Annotated in this window: 18 protein-coding genes and 2 pseudogenes; 2 read left to right on the top strand and 18 right to left on the bottom strand. The window is 47.7% G+C overall.

Annotated features, from left to right (window positions below):
* Window positions 1-19 precede the first annotated feature (19 nt).
* Together MKX50_RS03180 and MKX50_RS03175 are read left to right on the top strand one after the other, a co-directional pair.
* Window positions 20-1,471 (top strand): PLP-dependent aminotransferase family protein, encoded by a 1,452-nt coding sequence (locus tag MKX50_RS03180; RefSeq protein WP_339158399.1) that lies wholly within the window; start codon window positions 20-22, stop codon window positions 1,469-1,471.
* 93 nt (window positions 1,472-1,564) lie between these two features.
* The gene (locus MKX50_RS03175; protein WP_339158398.1) at window positions 1,565-2,236 is read left to right on the top strand and encodes a hypothetical protein; all 672 of its coding nucleotides are present in this window, start codon (window positions 1,565-1,567) and stop codon (window positions 2,234-2,236) included.
* A gap of 75 nt (window positions 2,237-2,311) precedes the next feature.
* Here MKX50_RS03175 and copZ read toward each other — a convergent pair whose 3' ends face one another.
* The 18 genes and pseudogenes from copZ to qoxB all read right to left on the bottom strand — a co-directional run bounded on the left by copZ (window position 2,312) and on the right by qoxB (window position 18,215).
* A complete protein-coding gene (copZ, locus tag MKX50_RS03170; RefSeq protein ID WP_155611756.1) occupies window positions 2,312-2,512 on the bottom strand; it encodes a copper chaperone CopZ in 201 nt (66 codons plus the stop codon).
* A gap of 53 nt (window positions 2,513-2,565) precedes the next feature.
* On the bottom strand, window positions 2,566-2,907 hold the full coding sequence (locus tag MKX50_RS03165) for a metal-sensitive transcriptional regulator (RefSeq protein ID WP_155611755.1): 342 nt from the start codon (window positions 2,905-2,907) through the stop codon (window positions 2,566-2,568).
* 355 nt (window positions 2,908-3,262) lie between these two features.
* Window positions 3,263-3,664, bottom strand: a complete 402-nt coding sequence (locus MKX50_RS03160; protein WP_339158397.1) for a hypothetical protein — start codon at window positions 3,662-3,664, stop codon at window positions 3,263-3,265.
* 78 nt (window positions 3,665-3,742) lie between these two features.
* On the bottom strand, window positions 3,743-4,273 hold the full coding sequence (locus MKX50_RS03155) for a hypothetical protein (protein ID WP_339158396.1): 531 nt from the start codon (window positions 4,271-4,273) through the stop codon (window positions 3,743-3,745).
* A 703-nt stretch (window positions 4,274-4,976) separates the two neighbouring features.
* On the bottom strand, window positions 4,977-5,507 hold the full coding sequence (locus MKX50_RS03150; protein ID WP_339158395.1) for a hypothetical protein: 531 nt from the start codon (window positions 5,505-5,507) through the stop codon (window positions 4,977-4,979).
* Window positions 5,508-5,843: a hypothetical protein gene (locus MKX50_RS03145; protein ID WP_339158394.1), complete on the bottom strand. Its 336-nt coding sequence runs from the start codon at window positions 5,841-5,843 to the stop codon at window positions 5,508-5,510.
* A gap of 713 nt (window positions 5,844-6,556) precedes the next feature.
* Window positions 6,557-7,359 (bottom strand): annotated as a pseudogene (locus tag MKX50_RS03140) (hypothetical protein); the annotation flags it as partial.
* 160 nt (window positions 7,360-7,519) lie between these two features.
* Window positions 7,520-7,891, bottom strand: a complete 372-nt coding sequence (locus tag MKX50_RS03135; RefSeq protein ID WP_155611752.1) for a hypothetical protein — start codon at window positions 7,889-7,891, stop codon at window positions 7,520-7,522.
* A gap of 14 nt (window positions 7,892-7,905) precedes the next feature.
* Window positions 7,906-8,715 (bottom strand): hypothetical protein, encoded by an 810-nt coding sequence (locus MKX50_RS03130; RefSeq protein ID WP_339158393.1) that lies wholly within the window; start codon window positions 8,713-8,715, stop codon window positions 7,906-7,908.
* A gap of 98 nt (window positions 8,716-8,813) precedes the next feature.
* Window positions 8,814-10,805 (bottom strand): annotated as a pseudogene (locus MKX50_RS03125) (contractile injection system protein, VgrG/Pvc8 family); the annotation flags it as partial.
* Window positions 10,806-10,852: 47 nt separating this feature from the next.
* Window positions 10,853-11,284: a DUF4280 domain-containing protein gene (locus MKX50_RS03120; RefSeq protein ID WP_339158392.1), complete on the bottom strand. Its 432-nt coding sequence runs from the start codon at window positions 11,282-11,284 to the stop codon at window positions 10,853-10,855.
* Window positions 11,281-11,820: a hypothetical protein gene (locus MKX50_RS03115; RefSeq protein WP_339158391.1), complete on the bottom strand. Its 540-nt coding sequence runs from the start codon at window positions 11,818-11,820 to the stop codon at window positions 11,281-11,283. Before MKX50_RS03115 ends, MKX50_RS03120 begins: the two co-directional genes overlap by 4 nt.
* Window positions 11,817-13,034 (bottom strand): pentapeptide repeat-containing protein, encoded by a 1,218-nt coding sequence (locus tag MKX50_RS03110; RefSeq protein WP_339158390.1) that lies wholly within the window; start codon window positions 13,032-13,034, stop codon window positions 11,817-11,819. Before MKX50_RS03110 ends, MKX50_RS03115 begins: the two co-directional genes overlap by 4 nt.
* A gap of 28 nt (window positions 13,035-13,062) precedes the next feature.
* Entirely contained in the window at window positions 13,063-14,478 is a 1,416-nt protein-coding gene (locus tag MKX50_RS03105) for a contractile injection system protein, VgrG/Pvc8 family (RefSeq protein ID WP_339158389.1), read from the bottom strand.
* A complete protein-coding gene (locus MKX50_RS03100) occupies window positions 14,475-15,143 on the bottom strand; it encodes a hypothetical protein (RefSeq protein WP_339158388.1) in 669 nt (222 codons plus the stop codon). Before MKX50_RS03100 ends, MKX50_RS03105 begins: the two co-directional genes overlap by 4 nt.
* A gap of 249 nt (window positions 15,144-15,392) precedes the next feature.
* Window positions 15,393-15,677: a cytochrome aa3 quinol oxidase subunit IV gene (gene qoxD, locus MKX50_RS03095; RefSeq protein WP_155612972.1), complete on the bottom strand. Its 285-nt coding sequence runs from the start codon at window positions 15,675-15,677 to the stop codon at window positions 15,393-15,395.
* Window position 15,678: 1 nt separating this feature from the next.
* The gene (gene qoxC / locus MKX50_RS03090) at window positions 15,679-16,275 is read right to left on the bottom strand and encodes a cytochrome aa3 quinol oxidase subunit III (RefSeq protein ID WP_213591001.1); all 597 of its coding nucleotides are present in this window, start codon (window positions 16,273-16,275) and stop codon (window positions 15,679-15,681) included.
* Window positions 16,272-18,215, bottom strand: coding sequence for a cytochrome aa3 quinol oxidase subunit I (qoxB, locus tag MKX50_RS03085; RefSeq protein ID WP_213591000.1), 1,944 nt, complete (start codon window positions 18,213-18,215; stop codon window positions 16,272-16,274). The genes qoxC and qoxB overlap by 4 nt, the downstream gene beginning before the upstream one ends.
* Window positions 18,216-18,235 lie beyond the last annotated feature (20 nt).

Below are 18,235 nucleotides of genomic sequence, written 5' to 3'. Positions count from 1 at the left end.
GCGACGTTGGAGGATGGTTATGGAGCAATCCCACTGGCAGCCCAGCCGTCAATCGGCTACCCCGCTGCATATGCAAATCACACAGTATATCCGGGACAAAATCGTCGGCGGTGAGTGGCCGGTAGGCACCCGCATCCCTTCGCAGCGCAAATTGGCCGAGGCCTTCAAGGTGAATCGCAGCACGGTTGTGACTGCCTTGGACGAGCTCACGGCCGCCGGGATGCTGGAGGGCTGCAAAGGCGGCGGAACTCGGGTAGTCAACCATACGTGGGGTGCGCTCGCTGCTACGCCGCCGACAAATTGGAACGACTATGTCAAATCCGGCATCCATCGGCCCAACCTGCCCGCCGTCCAGGAGATCAACCGCGCCGAGTTCCATCCCGGTGTGATCCGGCTCGGCACGGGAGAACTGTCGCCCGAGCTGCTTCCGCACCTGGAGATGAGCAATGTACTGCGCCGCGTGGCAGATCGGACTCCCCCACTTGGATATGGGGAGCCGATGGGAGACCTGCGGCTTCGCGTTCTGCTTGCAGCCCGGCTCCAGAAGCTCGGCATCGCGGCCTCTCCCGCTTCCGTGCTTATCGTCTCCGGGGCGCTGCAGGCGCTGCAGCTCATCTCCGTCGGATTGCTCGAGCCGGGTTCGGCCGTGCTTGTAGAACGTCCCTCCTACCTGTACTCCGTTCCTGTGTTTCAATCCGCGGGCATGAAGCTGCGCGGCGTCCCGATGGACGAGAACGGCCTGCGGGCCGATTTGGTCGGCGCTTACGCCAGGCAGTACAACGCTTCATTGCTGTATACGATCCCAACCTTCCATAACCCGTCGGGTACAATAATGAGCGAGGCACGCCGCGGGCAGCTGATGGAGGTTACCGAAGCCGGGGGCCTGCCGGTGATCGAAGACGACGTATATCGCGACTTATGGCTGGACGCTCCCCCTCCCCGCCCGCTTAAAGCCAGGGATGCCAGCGGGAACGTCCTTTATCTGGGCAGCTTGTCCAAGACGGTCAGCCCCGGCCTGCGCATCGGCTGGATCGCCGGTCCTCAGCCCGTACTGGAGCGGCTCGCCGACATCAAGATGCAAAGCGACTACGGCTCCAGCACATTGTCCCAGCAGGCAGCCGCCGAGTGGCTGGGCAGCGGAATGTACGAGCAGCATATGGAGCGGATTCGTGAACGGCTGAGGGAGCGCCGTGCCGTCATGCTGAACAGCCTAGACAGGCATTTCGCTGGTATCGCAAGCTGGAAAGTGCCTGCTGGCGGCTTTTATGTCTGGCTCAAGCTGCATGCCCCGCTTCCCGCGAGAACCCTGTTCGACCAGGCGCTGCGCCGGAACATTCTCATTAATCCCGGCCATCTGTACGACCGGGACGCGAACCAGCATATCCGCCTGTCATATGCCTTTGCTTCCCTGGATGACATGGAGCGCAGTCTTGCCCAGTTGGCGGAGATCATCGAGTCTATTTTGTCCTAATGTATAATCCCTATCATATTTTGCTAAAACATCCCAACCCGAGGCAACTATTGTGACCCTGCTACCGTTTAATTAGATGGGAGGGGTCATACCATGCGTACTATGCGTTTTGTGCTGCTTGTTGCCTGCGTCATTGCGATATTCCTGCTCATTGCAGGCTGTAAAAATACAAAGGAGCTTAACAGCGAGCCAGGCGTTCCACAGCCCGCCGCCTTTGAGCAGCGCCCTGAACCTGTCAGTGCCGGAGCCGATGGCGAGAATGAAGCAGATGCTGCTGGGTACCTCGAAGCGGAAGCCGGGGAACCTGGGGAGACTGAGAATGATCAGGACACAACTTCGAATCCCGAAGCCGATGGGAGCGCGGGGCAACTGTACGGCCTGGTTTTTGAAGCGATGATGCCGATCGACGAAGCCTTGAATGAGGACTTGAAATACATTGCGATAGATTTCAGCGTACTGACGCAATTAACAGAGGAAGATAAGCAGTATATCGAGGAATACATCAGCAGCAGGTTTGCCGCCCCGGTTAGGGACGCGACTTTCGAGCAGTTGAAGGAAAGCGAGGGCGACGATTTTACCGTTAACGGGATGGTACTGAGCGGCGTGCTGCTCCAAATCGATAAGGTGGAAATCAGCGAGCACGGAGCCGTCATTGAAGGCATGAAGTACCGATCCGGTAACGGGGCCGTCGGCATAGCCATCCAGCTGGAATTGAAGGACGGGGCCTGGAAAGTGATTGAGGCGACTAACACTTGGATTAGCTGATGGAATATCTGATTTTCATAAAAAAGCTGCCCGGATCACAAGATTTCTTGTACTCCCGGACAGCTCTGTATTGCGTTATACCACGTCGTAGCCCTGATCTTCGATCGCTTCCTTGATCGTCTCTACACTAAGCTTGCCCTCGTCATAGCTGACCGTGACGTTTTTGGCCGACAAATCGACCTTGGCGCTCGCTCCAAGCTTGGATACCGCGCCCTCGATGGAGTTCACGCAGTGATTGCAGGACATTCCTTCTACGTTTAAGGTAACTGTTTGCATTTCCATTCCTCCTCTAATTCATCCGGTTATATGATTAGCATTCATTCCAGCCATTATTTCATCAGCTTATTCACCGTAACCAGGAGCTCTTCCACCACTTCGGTCTCCCCGGCCTGGATGCGTTCAATGACGCAGCTCTTCATATGGCCTTCAAGCAGCAGCCTGCCAACACTGTTCAGAGCCGACTGTACAGCCGCAATTTGGTTGAGAACGTCGTCGCAGTACGTATCCTTGTCGATCATCCCCTTAATTCCCCGAATTTGCCCTTCAATCCGGTTAAGACGCCGGTTCAGATTGCTCTTCAGCTCATCGGAATGATGACTGCGTCTCTCATCTGCGGACGAATCTGCTGAGGGATCCGCACAATGATGCTCCGTTTCCCTAGGTTCTGTCATACGGCTATCACTCCTTTCCTTAAGAATTATTATATTATACCCCTGCGGGGTATGTAAAGATGTATTGAATGTAAAGCAGCCTTTAACTCAAAAGTGTATGCTCACTCCGATCATTGCACTTCGACGCTTCTCTTGCAGCGGCGTTTTGCTCTGCATTACTCCTAACCTTCGTTCGTAATTCATCTTCCCTCTTACTAGCCCATTCAGCTGCATTTTTTCATATTAGTTTGTAAATACTCGTTCCAGTCTCGCTACAGGATCCTTTTTTCTAATAAAAAGGCTTATCCCCCTCAGGTACTGAGTTGGAATAGGCTTTATTAATATTTTTACCAAGTTGTAAATATAGAGATCCTCACTACTTATAATATTCTTCTACTGAAATCACTTCAATGGAAGTGCAATAAAACTCAATAAATTGAAAGCCATCATTTTCACCATATCCACTATCATCATGTACATGATAACGCTGAGTACTTACCAGGCCTTGTTCCTTCAAATCATGAACTATTAGATCCCTTGACAATGGAATTGTAGTTGCCTTTCGTATCGTTAAGTCATCAACGGTATGATACCTAAACTTCACTTTAAATGGTTCTTTTGTTTTTAGAAGAGTTACTTGAAAGGTCAAATCCAATGTCCCGAAATAATTGTCTTCTAAATCATCCTCAACCTTATATTCAAACTTGATAATTCTTTCGTATACCCAAGATCCATTAAGTGTATCTTCAATTATTTCACTGTTTTTAATATTCACCATTTTATAACTCCTTATCAATCAAAAGAGAAACCCTGAAAGACATAGAGTCGATCAAGGTTTCAAGTTATTTATCAATGATTAAGTCAGGATAAATTCCTGCATCTGTTCCTCTAACAATAATATAACCTCATTCTCTTTGGCCAAAATACAAAATAAATCGCCATCTAAGATCCTAATCTCTAATTGTGCTAACTCATGCTGTATTTTATTATGATCCTTTGCCTCAACCCTTGGACGAAGATTATAATCAAATGGGACGTCGTTCGGAAAGCAAATAAGAACAGCGTTTCTTATTGTTTGAGTATCATCCAGTACTTCCATGAACTGCGACAGTGTCAAATAAGCAATTTTTTCCCGTTCAACTTTGTTTCCAAAATCAAAAGCTACTTCGATAGATTTATTTTGTCCATAACCAGGATAATCACCTTTATATCTGGGAATTATCTCAATATCACCCACTCCCCAATATATGTTACTCCATTTTTCGTTAATAATTTCCAGCAAATTGATAATAAAGCCACTATTGCTGTTTGCATCTAAATATCGAAATTTCAACATACCGTTTTGCGCCTCACTTAAAAGGTGGCTTTGTATCCATACGATGGTCAATTTTATACCCACCTATTGGATATTTCTCATTCCATTGTACCTCATGCCAATATGGAGCACTATGATTCTTGTTAGCCATGATTAGAATAATCAGTCCATCCCTTTTCTCCTTCATAATCGCAGGAACGTCGTACTTGTCCTGATCTGCTGGAGTGCATGTTCGATCTAGGAGAACCAGAAAATGTCTTCCTTACAGATATCACATACATGAGCTATAGTAGGGGGTAGTGGGCGCATCTCTCTTATGTGAAGGATGGAGCTACGAAGCAGATTTTGGCGAACTATCTCTCTTCAACGCTTGAGTTATCAATTGTTGAACAGACATTAGCTCGCTTACTCAAACGATTGGACGGCAATATTCATCCCAATGCAATCTTCCATTCTTATTACCAAGGTATGCACTGTACACACCATAGAACCCGTCTCCTCATCGCTAAATCTGGTTTAAACAGTCGATGTCTCGCAATGGAAACTACTGGGGATGTATATCTATTCATGATCTGAGTCTACGGGTTAATAAGTACCTCAACTACTATAATTCAGAACGCAATCAGTGAACATTAAAAAAGATGACTCCTGATGAATTCTGAAGTCATCTCCTAGCTGCCTAAGACAATTTAAAAAGTTTCTTAAATATCCATAAATGGGGTTACAAAGCTAGCTCGCAACTATAAATCACTAATAAAGTGTAATGTTTTGCGGACTAAGTTCTAATGAAATCTTGATTAAATCCATACTTTTTTGTATTAAGTATATATTCTCTCACAGGAACAAAATCAGCATTATTCAACTCGATACTTACACTTGAGCAAGTTGCCACAGATAATTCACATCTACCGTATGGAGATGTAAGAGTACCCTCTAATTCATAAATATTATTACTATCCTTTAAGTTTTCCTCTCCCCAAGTTTTATTTAGTTTCATTAAGGTCTTATCCGGCCAACATAAGTTATTTGGATTATAGTCGTAACTAAACAATTCGATTTCTATATTGCAGCCAATAACATCATTGAATATTATTTTTGTAAAACCCGAAACATAAACATCATCATTGAATGGCCTAGTACTTTCAGTTAATCCATAAGCTTCTAGACCATACACACTGATGGGAAGTGTTATTCCCCAAATATCTAACTCTAACCTATTAGAAGTCATTGCAGAATAATCAAATCTTAGGTGAGATTCACCTAAGTAAATTAATTCAAATTTTTCTTTTGAGATATCTAGTAACAATTATTCCAGCCTCCTTAGTATTATTTCTTGCTGCTTACTCAAGACATTTTCACCGAATGCTTTCCCATCTGTTGTTTTCTGTATACCAAACATTAACTCATCTGAAGCCTTACCCTTGCTTACTAGCTCAAATCCGAATTTTGAAAGTTCGTCATCATTCATTTTGTATATCTTTTTGAAGTAAGGATTTTTTTCTCCTCCGACTATCTTTAGTAAGCCTCCCGGCTTAATTACTCTCGGAATATCACTTTCGAGTGGGCTATAACCAAACGGATTTTGGCAAATCACCTCTGCTTGTGAACCAGTTCTAATCCTAGATAAGTTGTTCGCGTCCATAAATTCAATACCATCTGCTCTCGGATCAATATCCCCATTTCTATAACCTGACCGAGGATTATCACCCGCACCAATATTCAGTCTGTTATTTTCGTTAAGACCCCCGTCCCCTTATTCTTGATCCTTTCAAGAATTTCCTTCTCTTTTTTCAAATGCACATCGAAGTTGGACGCTTCTCTTACAGCTGCGCTTTGCTCTACATTGGTCTTAACTTTCGTGCGTAATTCTTCTCGTCCTTTACTTACCCACTCAACTGCATCTTTTCCATATTTGTTCTTGTAGTAGTTATTCCAATCTGCCCCAAACACAGGATTTTTATTGCTCGTATTCGACGGATTCGGAGGTTTTGGAGTCTCCTTAGGCATCTCCGTTTTCATATTGTTAAGCCCAGGCTTTTTTAAACCCAAGCTAGGGCTTATAAAGCCGCCGCCTCTTACTGTCGGAACATCTATCGGGTTCCCCCAGAAAAGTTCATTTAAAGTAACTCCGTCTCTTTCGGCATTGTAGCACGTGTAAATAATAGCTACGCCACCGAGTACATCTACTCCATACTTCCGTTTCATTTCTTTTACAATCAAGTTATAATCCTGCTTCTCTGCAATTCGCTGCGCCACATCCTTAGTTAATTCATCGGACCAATTCAGCTCTGTTTGTACTTCTAAGGTTAATCGATGGGTGTCTACATACTCCTTAGGAAAATACCTAGGAGGTTCCCAGCGCCTCCTCACATCCTCAGGAACCTCGCGGTAGGCTTGGAACATGTTGTTCGATTCTCTCAACACGTTGTAAACAAGATCTAATGGGCTGGACGAATACAGCATCTGGCGAGCACTCGTTACCATCTTGCCTAAGATCCACTGGGTGTAGTAAGCCTGTCTTTCTTCTTCGTACATTCGCTGGTCGATCAGTCCCTGTAGGAGCAGGCCTGCTAGTTGCTTTAGCGGATGAAAAGGGTTATTAGCAGGCACATCACGCGCCTTCCCATCACTTCGCACAGGAACTCCCGCCGTTGCCAGCAGCGCCACACCTACTGCCTTATTCACAGGCCCCCTAGCGCACCTATTAAAATTCCCGCCATCGCTGGAATCGAACCCACGAGCTTCGACTCTGTAGCCAGCATGCTATTGGCCGCGGCTTCAGCAGCCGGGCTCGTAATTTTGGCTGTAGGAGAATTTCCACTACCCGATGAAGTATGGGATGCGGCAGATGATTGGGCTGCCTCATATTCCTGTACGCTGATTAGCTCAGGCTCTGGGACAGGCGGCAGGTCGGTGACAAAGACCGGGGCTTTCACCGTCCCTTCCTGCTCGATCACCGGAGCTTTGAGGTCTGTTTCACCATCCAGAACCATGCTGCTGGCTCCGCCTTTGAGATACAGCGCTGTGCCGGCTTGTAGCGATAGTCCCTTCCCTGCCTCTAGCTTAACGTCGCCGCCTTGAATTTGCACATTCCCCGGACTGCTGATGGTTGCGCTGTTAGTTTCATGAACAGTAATAGATACTTTGCCGGATAAGTTCGATCGAAACATCACTATAACCAAAAAAAGCTCATTCCCACCTATAAACAGGTAGAAATAAGCTTTTATTGAGTTTTTGCAACACTAGTATGTCACATGAATAAATATAAAATGGCTACCTCAATCACCTACGATCTCATTTCGTACTGCAAACTCCTAACTATTGTCCATCCGCAGTTTTTATTTCTCTCCATTCAATCTCGTTAGATTGGATGTTTAGTACAATTACATCGTCCAAACCATTAAGAACTATTTTAATATGCTCACCTTCTCCATCAAATGGGAGTACATCAACCTCTAGTATCTCACTACTGTCCAAATTAAATAAATGAGGTTCAGTTTTGTAGAATGTCACATCGGAGAAAATTAATATTCCAAGTTGCATTTCTGGCTCAGTTTCAACATAGAAAGATTGCTTCCACTGACACAATTCTAAAGTCATCCTTAACTGCTTCTCGACTTCATTATACTCTAAATCCTCTACAAGACTATCAAAAAGGTTATACACTTTAATAAATTCTGATGGTTTCATTTTTCTCTCCTAATCTAAGGTATAATGTGAGATGCTTTCGAGCCTTTTGCTACCGGATTACCATTAACATCAAGGTAATAATCATTTTTCCCTGTACTATTTGGGTTGTGAATATGATAATGATCTTTACCCTCAAAACCATTTGCTCCTGGTTTCCCAGGGTCAAACCTAACTTTCATTCCTGTAACAGGGTCAATATATTCTCGCGAGCTAGTATTCTTCGCCATTCCTTCTGGCGTTGTATCTTTCCAGCCGTTATTAATTAATTCTTTAGGATCCTTTGGTAAATTATTCGTAGTATACTTAGCTTTTGGCGTCCCCTTATTCTTGATCCTTTCAAGAATTTCCTTCTCTTTTTTCAAATGCACATCGAAGTTGGACGCTTCTCTTACAGCTGCGCTTTGCTCTACATTGGTCTTAACTTTCGTGCGTAATTCTTCTCGTCCTTTACTTACCCACTCAACTGCATTTTTCCCGTATTTAGACTGTAAAAACTCATTCCAATCTGCCCCAAACACAGGATTTTTATTGCTCGTATTCGGCGGATTCGGAGGTTTTGGAGTCTCCTTAGGCATCTCCGTATTCATATTGTTAAGCCCAGGCTTTTTTAAACCCAAGCTAGGGCCTATGAAGCCGCCGCCTTTTACTGTCGGAATATCTATCGGGTTCCCCCAGAAAAGTTCATTTAAAGTAACCCCGTCTCTTTCGGCATTGTAGCACGTGTAAATAATAGCTACGCCACCGAGTACATCTACTCCATACTTCCGTTTCATTTCTTTTACAATCAAGTTATAGTCCTGTTTCTCTGCAATTCGCTGCGCCACATCCTTAGTTAATTCATCGGACCAATTCAGCTCTGTTTGTACTTCTAGGTTAACCGATGGGTGTCCACATATTCCTCAGGAAAATACCTAGGAGGTTCCCAGCGCCTCCTCACATCCTCAGGAACCTCGCGGTAGGCTTGGAACATGTTGTTCGATTCTCTCAACACGTTGTAAACAAGATCTAATGGGCTGGACGAATACAGCATCTGGCGAGCACTCGTTACCATCTTGCCTAAGATCCACTGGGTGTAGTAAGCCTGTCTTTCTTCTTCGTACATTCGCTGGTCGATCAGTCCCTGTAGGAGCAGGCCTGCTAGTTGCTTTAGCGGATGAAAAGGGTTATTAGCAGGCACATCACGCGCCTTCCCATCACTTCGCACAGGAACTCCCGCCGTTGCCAGCAGCGCCACACCTACTGCCTTATTCACAGGCCCCCCTAGCGCACCTATTAAAATTCCCGCCATCGCTGGAATCGAACCCACCAGCTTCGACTCTGTAGCCAGCATGCTATTGGCCGCGGCTTCAGCAGCCGGACTCGTAATTTTGGCTGTAGGAGAATTTCCACTACCCGATGAAGTATGGGATGCGGCAGATGATTGGGCTGCCTCATATTCCTGTACGCTGATTAGCTCAGGCTCTGGGACAGGCGGCAGTTCGGTGACAAAGACCGGGGCTTTCATCGTCCCTTCCTGCTCGATCACCGGAGCTTTGAGGTCTGTTTCACCATCCAGCACCATGCTGCTGGCTCCGCCTTTGAGATACAGCGCTGTGCCGGCTTGTAGTGATAGTCCCTTCCCTGCCTCCAGCTTAATGTCGCCGCCTTGAATTTGCACATTCCCCGGACTGCTGATGGTAACGCCGTTAGTCTCATGAAGCGTAATTGACAGCTTCCCTGAAGAGTCCAGCGACAGCTCTTGCCCGGACAGCTCTACAACACTCCCCTTCGCATGCTGCCAGACCTTGCCGTCAGGTTGTCCATGCGTACGCTGTTGACGTAATGCATCGGTGACATAGGCGTCTTGCTCACGGTTTGTGGGCAGATACAGCTCCACCTGATCCCCGATTTCCGGCATATTATACCACCCGCTGTGGGCTTCCGCCACATAACGGGTGGCTACGGGAAACCAGCAGGCGGCAGGATGCTGCTCGGGGTCAATCTTGAGTTGAAGCTGTACACGATCCTGTTCTATATGCAGCACCTTTCCTAGTAGTGAAACCCCTGTAATCTGCTCATTCTCAACCCGCGCATAGCGAATTTCCTGTTCGGGTTGAAGATCATATCGCGTACGCAGCATTCCATCTTCTAAACGTGTCACGGCCCGAACCACGATAAGTTCTTTACCTTGTCCAATGGGGAGTTCAATCACATCCCCTAAGGCATAGTACTCCAAGCTTTCAATCGTATAAGTGACGTACGAACCAGACCGCTCCCCCGGATTCCCGGCAGACAGCTCATGAAACGTTTTCCGCACCCGGTAGAATACATCCCGTTCCAGCTTATGCATTTTGCCTGTCGGCAGCCCAAAAAAGATCTTGGGCGATGCTGCCGTCACTTCAGGCACGAGCACCGATCCGAATCGGGAGGCAAGGCGCTTTAAAAACGCCCAATCCGTCTCCTGATATTGCAGCAGGAAAGTTTCCAGTTTGGCGCCGTCCGTGACGGTATCAATCGCATCCCCGTACTTATACTTCCGCACCAGTGCCGTGACCAAATCATCATAAGTGCGCTGCGGTTCTTGATAAGAACGATTCTTTAATTTCAGATCCAATTGATAGGAATGCGAGGCAGCCTCCAGCTCAAAAGTATAGACTCCCCTTATACAGTGTATTGACAGACGGGTGGTCATCCCGTGGAATAACCTCCTTACCACTTGCCCCTGCTCGTCCAGCTGGCGAATAACGATGGGTTCCTGATCCATCGTTTGCCCGATCCATGCAGCCCCTTGTTCTTCGGGAAGAATGCCGGTCATCTGTAAATATGCGTGTTCATTGATCGCTCTATGAATATGTAACTGCTGAATATGCTGCGGCTGAAAGGGAGCGTCTAAACGTATGCTTTCATAACCGATCCCCTCTATATGTAAACCCAAGGTCGTACTTCCTCCCTCCTGATTCGGTCACGGCTCTTGCCGTCCCGTTAGTCCAGCTCCTGGCCGTCATCTTCTATGCGAATATGTCCGCAATATAAGCAGTGGTGCGTGCAGTCCTGCGTCAGAGCCGGCTGGCCCTCGATCAACATATCGCTTTTCCCATTCAGCCATGGCATCGTAAGAACAGGGACGCACGGAGCCTTCTTCACCCCGTAAATATCAACCATTTCACTGGTCTGCACAGCAGGATTATGAGGGCTGAAGCAGTTGCCAAAGGACGGAATGTTCTCTCCGGGCACGTAATCTGCGATATTCATCATGGCTTTATTTTTGACGTATACCCCATGGCTGAAAGGACGCTTTAACCGGGTAGGCTGAGTGCCATAGCTGCAGCTCAAAATCGCACCGGCTACGACATAGCTTTTGGCCCCGCCCCCTCCTGGCTGCACCTGCTCATGCTCTACCTTTGCTTCCTTCATGAACCTGTTCCCTCCTTGCTTTCCGTCTCTACTCTTTCAAGTCTAATCCCTATAAATGGACGACGCAGCAGGCTCTCTGCCAACGCCAGATTGATAAAAATGTAAGGCTCCATCAAACCCGCTATTTGGAAAATAGGAGACATGGCCTTCCCGTGCTGCAGTACCAAATGCTTCAATGTACGATCGGGATACCGTTCGGTGCTATCAGACAAGCATTCCTCCTTAGGAGGGCGAAGCACCCAGTACACCTCTTGCCTGGCTACCTTAAAATCTGTAAGTATGGCTGCTCTCCATTCCATGCCAGGCCTGTATTTCTCCAATAACGCCTTCATGCGATTGGATACCAGCGGCACGGGATATTCCAGAAAGTCTGGAAACACGGATTGCGAATGAAGCTGTATTGCTAAAAACAAAGGCGCATCTTCCTCTTGAGCAAGAGTCATCTGCATGCCGCTCTTCATGGATAATGAGGACAGCGGCACTGGTTCAATCCGATGCTTGGGCCGGTCATCCATTCTTAGCCGATAATATCTCACGTAAGTTGCCTCCTAACTTCACGGAGCTGTTCCTCCGTCATATTCACACCCCGCAAATTGGCGCCTGTAAAATCAGTTCCACTCAACCGCGCGCCATCAAAAGACACGTCTGTCAGATCTGCTCCAGCAAAACTGGCACCTGTCAGATCGGCATTCTCGAAGCAAGCCGCCGCTAGATCCGCATTGATAAATGAAGCCTGCTGCAGCAGGGTATCCCGGAATACCGCACCTTGAAGCTGAGCTGCTCTAAAAGAAGCTCCCTGCAGATCCGCCCCCGTAAAATTCACCCCGCTAAATCCTAATGGCTCCCACTCCAGCCATGAATCTGAATCGCTTACGCTGCCCATTACCCTGTCCAACAGAGCATTCCTTAGGGAGCAGCCGCTAAAATCAGCTCCATAGATCAGGCTGAAGGTAAAGTCAGCCCGTTGAAGCAAGCTATCCTGCCAATCAGTACCCACCAACACGCAATACTGCAAACGGCTATTCTCCATCTGCATGCTGCGGAAAGCCGTATAGCGAAAATCCAAGCGGCTGTAGTCCCCCTCCGATAGGTCAAGCTCCGTCAAGGCTTCATAGCCGTACTGCTGCGCTTCCTTTAATTCCAGCCATGCTTTAACCTCTTGAACATCCCGCTTCCGGCGATCTTCTTTGTATACGGAGACGCTTTGATCCAAATACTCTCCGGCCCGAATCTCAAATGTCTCTGCACGATCCAGCGCTTGGAACTCGGGAGTACGCACCGCTCGCTTCATCGCCAGACGAAGCATATTTACCATAAATGCATGGAGTTCTGCCGCCGCGTCCAGCATGATCTGCTCTATTCCGACCTCTGAAGGCTGCTCCACGGCTTCAGCCTGACGCTGCTGCTGTAGATCACTCCAATAGGAGAAGGCCCAGCTTATCTCCCACTCAAATTGAATGGGGTTCGCATCAAATACCCAATACTCATCGGCGGCCTCGACTAAATAGACCGGATGCTGCTCCAGCCACGATGTTCGCAGCATAGAGTAAGTGATGTAGCTTATGCTGCCTTTTTGTCCCTGAACCTGCTTTTGACGAATGTCGCGGCAATATTCTCTAAATTTCTGTACACATTCCTCAATACGTTGTTCTAACGTAGCCTTAAACATCTCCGCCCAATCTTTACGACTAGAGAGCCTTGCCTCATTAAAATTTACCTGCTGCTCCGGACCCTCCAAAGGCTTGTCCATTTCGTTTACACCACCTGGTACGCTTATGCTAATTAGATTTCACTTCGCTGCCCTTCATCTTGGCTGAACCGCTAAGTTCAATAGAACTGCCGTTGCAATCCATACGCAGCTCGCTGCCTGCGGAGAGTGACATCGTTGTCCCAGCCGTCAGGCTTAGATCTCCCCCCGCCGAGATGCTTACGGCATTGTTGCTTACAATATGTATGCCATCCTTATCGTTCAGCTTGATATAAATAGCCCCTTCTTTCCCCGTAATGACCAGTTCATCGGGTCCCAGGCAAATTTCTTTGCCATGAGGGGTTCGCCATATTTTCCTCTGAGGATCCAAAATTTTATTATGGGCGCTTCCTTGCGTATTTCGTCTGACAGCACTCCCCGCAATTCCATCTTCTTCTCGGCTGCCCGGAAAATATAGCGAAACGGGATCGCCGATTTCAGGCATCACATACCAGCCCGTATGTCCCTCAGCACTATAAGCCGTAGAGTAGTTGAACCAGTATGCCTCATCTACCTTCTGCTGCTCATCGCAGTCCAAATGAATGCGCACCTGATCCTGGCGCACGTCAACAACTACGCCGCTTAACGATGCGCCGGCTAGTTTTTCCTGATAGTAGCTTTTTTGCCGGAAGCCTTGGTAAGATCCCAATACATATTGGTGTCTCAACTGGCCTTGTCTCATTTCGGTATAAGCTTCCATCACAAATAGGCTGTGCCCCTGAAAGTTCAACTGCGCTCCTAAATCCAGCACCTCGTCCGTCTCCACTTCATAAAAAATGAAGTCGTTCTCCGTCAGCCTGGCCTGGTCATTCTCCTGAAAATAACGAAAAGGCAGCATTTGCTTGCGTACGGTGTAACGGCTATGATCCAGCACCACATGTGCAGGAATATCCTCAATGCCAAAATAAAACTTCGGACTATCAAAACGGGCGGCGGGCATCAAGCTTGTATGATAGCGGGAGGCCAACCGTCTTAAGAAAGCCCAATCCGTCTCCTGGTACTGGATGGCAATACGCCCGATCTTCGCCCCATCAGTAGCCCCGTCAATCACATCAAGCCCCTCGTAGTCCTCGCGAATCTGTTCCAGCAATTGAGGAATCGTCATATTGATATTCTGAAAAGAGCGCGTACGCTGCTTGATGTCCATTCGGTAGGTATGCGAGATAGCCTCTACCTCCAAATAGTAGACATCACGTGCAACTTTCACCTCAACTGAGAGTGCAATCCCGCTGAATAATGGTGTGGTGCCGCCTGCCTCATCCTTTTGGCTTACTTCAATGACCGTATAGCTGTGCGTTGTTTCTACGCAGCTGTCCCGCATATCTTCCGGAATCACGCCTGTAAAATACAGCCGGGTATGCTCATTTATTTTCTTCGTTAAGGTGAGCTGTTCCAGGTTAATTCTCTCAAATGGCTGAATTAGAATGTTATCGTATCCCAGACTCATCTTGAAGCATCTCCTTCCTTGTGCAGCAACTCGGAGGAATCAGAGACACCTCTAAGCGACTGGACTATAACTTTAGCTACAGGCAGCCATGCTTCCCTATCGGACTCCATACAGTTAAAAGCACCGATGATCACGTATCCTTCCAGAATAAACAGCAGCATTTCGTTATATAGGTTCCCGTCCACCCCTGCTGTTACAAAGCGAATACACCCTATAGAATGGCCGGATGGATTAACGATCAACTCCGTCCCTATCCAATTGCGGATGGGTTGTACAGATCGCAGCACATCTGCCATTCGCTCCATAAAATCAGGAAGCTCCTCCAAATCCAAAGCCGTGTCTGTCGGATTAAAGGTCATATTGATGGTCCCTTCAGAAGAAGTGTAAATAACCTTCGGGCGATGCTCCGAAGGATATTTAAATTTAGCTTGCTCCAGGGGCATGAGATGAAAGGATTTTGGAATTTTCACCTCGATTTTTCCATCCAGTACGGTCACAGGGGCGAAGGTTATAACCTCATCTTTGATGCGCAGCACCATATTCTTGTCCGCCACTAAGCTTACTTGCTCTGAATCTGTTAATTGGGATTGGCTCGCTTTTGCCTCATCATGCTTATGTATTAATTCCTGTTTCATGCTAAGAATCTGTTCATCTAAGTACTTCATCGTATGTAGTCTCTTCTTCCTCCGAATCTTATTTTTGTAAATGTAACCCATCCATACCTATATTTCGGACATAGACTCATAAAAGTTAACCCATACTCCGCAGATTCCCTTATTTCACCAGAAGGGCATCCGCCCGACGATTTGCTGCAAAAAAAATCACCCTGACCCCAGGCTTTCGCCTTTGGATCAGAGTGATTCTCATTTCTATATAAATCTAGCTCTTTATTAAACTCAAACTTGCCTATTCGCTTATTGATATCCCCAGATCATCGTAAACAGTGTACCGAAAATCGTCACCAGACCTACGAACAGCGCGTACGCGATATTCGTATAAAGTGATGTCTTCGTACCTGTCTCGCCGATGTGCATGAAGACGAACAGCTGAACTGACATTTGAATGATCGCACAAACGAGCAGAACCGTCATTTGCATCCCGTAGGACATATCGAAGAACAGAACGGTCAGTGCAACGATCGAAAGGATCAGCGAAGAGACATATCCCATGACGTGTTGAAGCGGGAACAGTTTTTTCATGTCACATCAATCCTTTCAAGTATACAAAGCTGAAGATGAAAATCCAGACGACATCCAGGAAGTGCCAGTACAGCGAGAAGATGAACGACTTGTTCGCCGTATCCGGCGTGAAGCCTTCACGTTTCATTTGCAGCATCAATCCGCCGCCCCACACCAATCCAAGCGTAACGTGCGCCCCGTGGAGGCCCAGCAGCGTGAATAAGCTGGACATGAACGCGTTCGTTTGCAGTGTCGCGCCTTCGCCTACATACGTAACGAATTCATAAATCTCGACGCCCAGGAATCCGAGGCCAAGCAATAAAGTGACTGCAAAAAATCCTAATGTCGCTTTCATCAAGCCTTGCCGCATACTGTTGATCGCCAGACCGATCGTGAAGCTGCTCGTCAGAAGCAGGAAGGTCTCGATAAGCACCGGTCCGATTTCAAAAATCTCTTTCGCCGTAGGACCGTTGCCGGTCCGGTTCCACAAGGTGAAATATACGGCGAAGAGCGTGGAGAACATGACGATCTCTGCTCCGAGAAATACCCAGAAGCCGAAGATGCGGTTTTTGTTCTCTTCCGTACTATATTCCAGCGGTACTGAATGATCTATTTTCATACCTGTTCACCCCGCAATCGTTGTTCGGTCGCCACAACTTCCTTCGCAGGAATATAATGTCCGTGATCGCGTTCAAAGGATCTGATGATCATCATAACGAAGATGCCTATGGCTCCAATCACAGCCCCTACCCACCAGTTAAAGACCATGAAGAATCCGAAGATCATAAAGATCACACCCAGAATAAACGGCTGGCCACTGTTGTTAGGCATATGAATGTCGCTGTATTCCTCAGTATACAGAGGTTTGCCGGACTTCTTCGCAAACCAGAATGCATCGCGGCCTTCAATGTCAGGCATGCGCGCAAAGTTGTAGTGAGGAATCGGGCTTGGCGTGCTCCACTCCAAGGTCCGTGCATTCCATGGATCGCCGCTCGTCTCTCTAGGCGCATAGCGGAAGCTCCAATAAATGTTGTAGACGAGTACCGCAAAGCCGATGGCCAGACCGATCGAGCCGATCGAAGCGATCAGGTTCAGCGGACCGAATCCGGTCTCTGCGGAGTAAGTGTACATCCGCCGCGTCATCCCATTCAATCCAAGGGCGAAGAGCGGCAGGAACGTTACGTTGAAGCTTATTACAATAATCCAGAAAGCCAGTTTGCCTTGCTTGTCGTTCAGGCGGAAGCCGAACAGTTTCGGGAACCAGTAGTACATTCCCGCCAGAACCCCAAAGACTGTTCCTGGAATCAATACGTAGTGGAAGTGGGCTACTAGGAACATCGTGTTGTGGTACTGGTAATCCGCACTTGCCATGGCCAGCATAACGCCGGTCACGCCGCCAATCGTAAAGATCGGAATAAAGCCAAGAGCATACAGCATTGGCGTCGTAAATTCGATGCGTCCTTTATGCATCGTAAAGAGCCAGTTAAAGATTTTGATCCCGGTCGGAATGGCAATCGCCATCGTGGTCACAGAGAAGACACCGTTAACCATCGCGCCGTGTCCCATCGTATAGAAGTGGTGAGCCCACACGACAAAAGACAGGAGCGAGATGATGACCATACTGAACACCATTGATTTGTAACCGTACAGATTTTTGCGTGAAAATGTTGATATAACTTCACTAAAGATACCGAATGCGGGCAGAATAACGATGTATACCTCTGGATGCCCCCATACCCAGAACAGGTTGGCCCAGAGCATATCCATCCCGCCATTGGCCATGGTGAAGAACTGCGAGCCGAACTGCCGGTCCAGCATCATCAGCAGCAGCGCGATCGTCAATACCGGGAACGCAAATACGATGATGACGGAAGTAACCAGAATCGACCATGTGAACATCGGCATACGCATCAGCGTCATGCCAGGCGCGCGCATTTTGAGAATGGTCACGATGAAGTTCACCCCGGTCATGAGCGTACCCAGTCCGGAAATCTGCAGTGCAATGGAGTAATAGTTATTGCCTACCGTCGGGCTGAACTCAATGCTCGACAGCGGGAAGTAAGCCGTCCATCCGGCATCCGGCGATCCGCCGATGACGAACGAAATGTTGAACAGCATCGCTCCGGCGAAGAACAGCCAGAAGCTGACAGCGTTCAGGCGCGGGAACGCTACGTCCCGTGCCCCGATTTGCAGAGGGACGACGACGTTCATCAAGCCGATAATAAACGGCATTGCCATGAAGAGGATCATGATGACCCCGTGCGTCGTAAATATTTCGTTATAGTGCTGGCTGTCCAATAATCCGTTCTCTGGGACAGCAAGCTGCGCACGCATCAAGAGGCCGTCTACGCCGCCCCGAAATAGCATGATGAGTGCAGAAATGATATACATAATACCGATTTTTTTATGATCAACGGTTGTTAACCATTCACGCCACAGGTAGCCCCATTTTTTAAAATAGGTAAGCCCGACAACAATCGCGATAGACACAATAACAATACTGACCATCGCGCCATAAATCATCGGTTCGCCTGTGACGAAAAATTCGTCCCATTTCATTTAGCTTACTCCTTTCCAGT

The organism is Paenibacillus sp. FSL W8-0186 (assembly GCF_037969765.1).
Lineage (GTDB): Bacteria > Bacillota > Bacilli > Paenibacillales > Paenibacillaceae > Fontibacillus > Fontibacillus woosongensis.
This window is presented reverse-complemented; position numbering and strand designations above follow the sequence as displayed.

Coding starts and splice junctions, on each gene's coding strand:
- MKX50_RS03105 (WP_339158389.1), bottom strand. CDS start 14,478: ATGAGTCTGGGATACGATAACATTCTAATTCAGCCATTTGAGAGAATT.
- MKX50_RS03110 (WP_339158390.1), bottom strand. CDS start 13,034: ATGGACAAGCCTTTGGAGGGTCCGGAGCAGCAGGTAAATTTTAATGAG.
- MKX50_RS03145 (WP_339158394.1), bottom strand. CDS start 5,843: ATGGACGCGAACAACTTATCTAGGATTAGAACTGGTTCACAAGCAGAG.
- MKX50_RS03135 (WP_155611752.1), bottom strand. CDS start 7,891: ATGAAACCATCAGAATTTATTAAAGTGTATAACCTTTTTGATAGTCTT.
- MKX50_RS03175 (WP_339158398.1), top strand. CDS start 1,565: ATGCGTACTATGCGTTTTGTGCTGCTTGTTGCCTGCGTCATTGCGATA.
- qoxD (WP_155612972.1), bottom strand. CDS start 15,677: ATGAAAAAACTGTTCCCGCTTCAACACGTCATGGGATATGTCTCTTCG.
- qoxC (WP_213591001.1), bottom strand. CDS start 16,275: ATGAAAATAGATCATTCAGTACCGCTGGAATATAGTACGGAAGAGAAC.
- MKX50_RS03180 (WP_339158399.1), top strand. CDS start 20: ATGGAGCAATCCCACTGGCAGCCCAGCCGTCAATCGGCTACCCCGCTG.
- qoxB (WP_213591000.1), bottom strand. CDS start 18,215: ATGAAATGGGACGAATTTTTCGTCACAGGCGAACCGATGATTTATGGC.
- copZ (WP_155611756.1), bottom strand. CDS start 2,512: ATGCAAACAGTTACCTTAAACGTAGAAGGAATGTCCTGCAATCACTGC.
- MKX50_RS03120 (WP_339158392.1), bottom strand. CDS start 11,284: ATGAAGGAAGCAAAGGTAGAGCATGAGCAGGTGCAGCCAGGAGGGGGC.
- MKX50_RS03165 (WP_155611755.1), bottom strand. CDS start 2,907: ATGACAGAACCTAGGGAAACGGAGCATCATTGTGCGGATCCCTCAGCA.
- MKX50_RS03160 (WP_339158397.1), bottom strand. CDS start 3,664: ATGGTGAATATTAAAAACAGTGAAATAATTGAAGATACACTTAATGGA.
- MKX50_RS03100 (WP_339158388.1), bottom strand. CDS start 15,143: ATGAAGTACTTAGATGAACAGATTCTTAGCATGAAACAGGAATTAATA.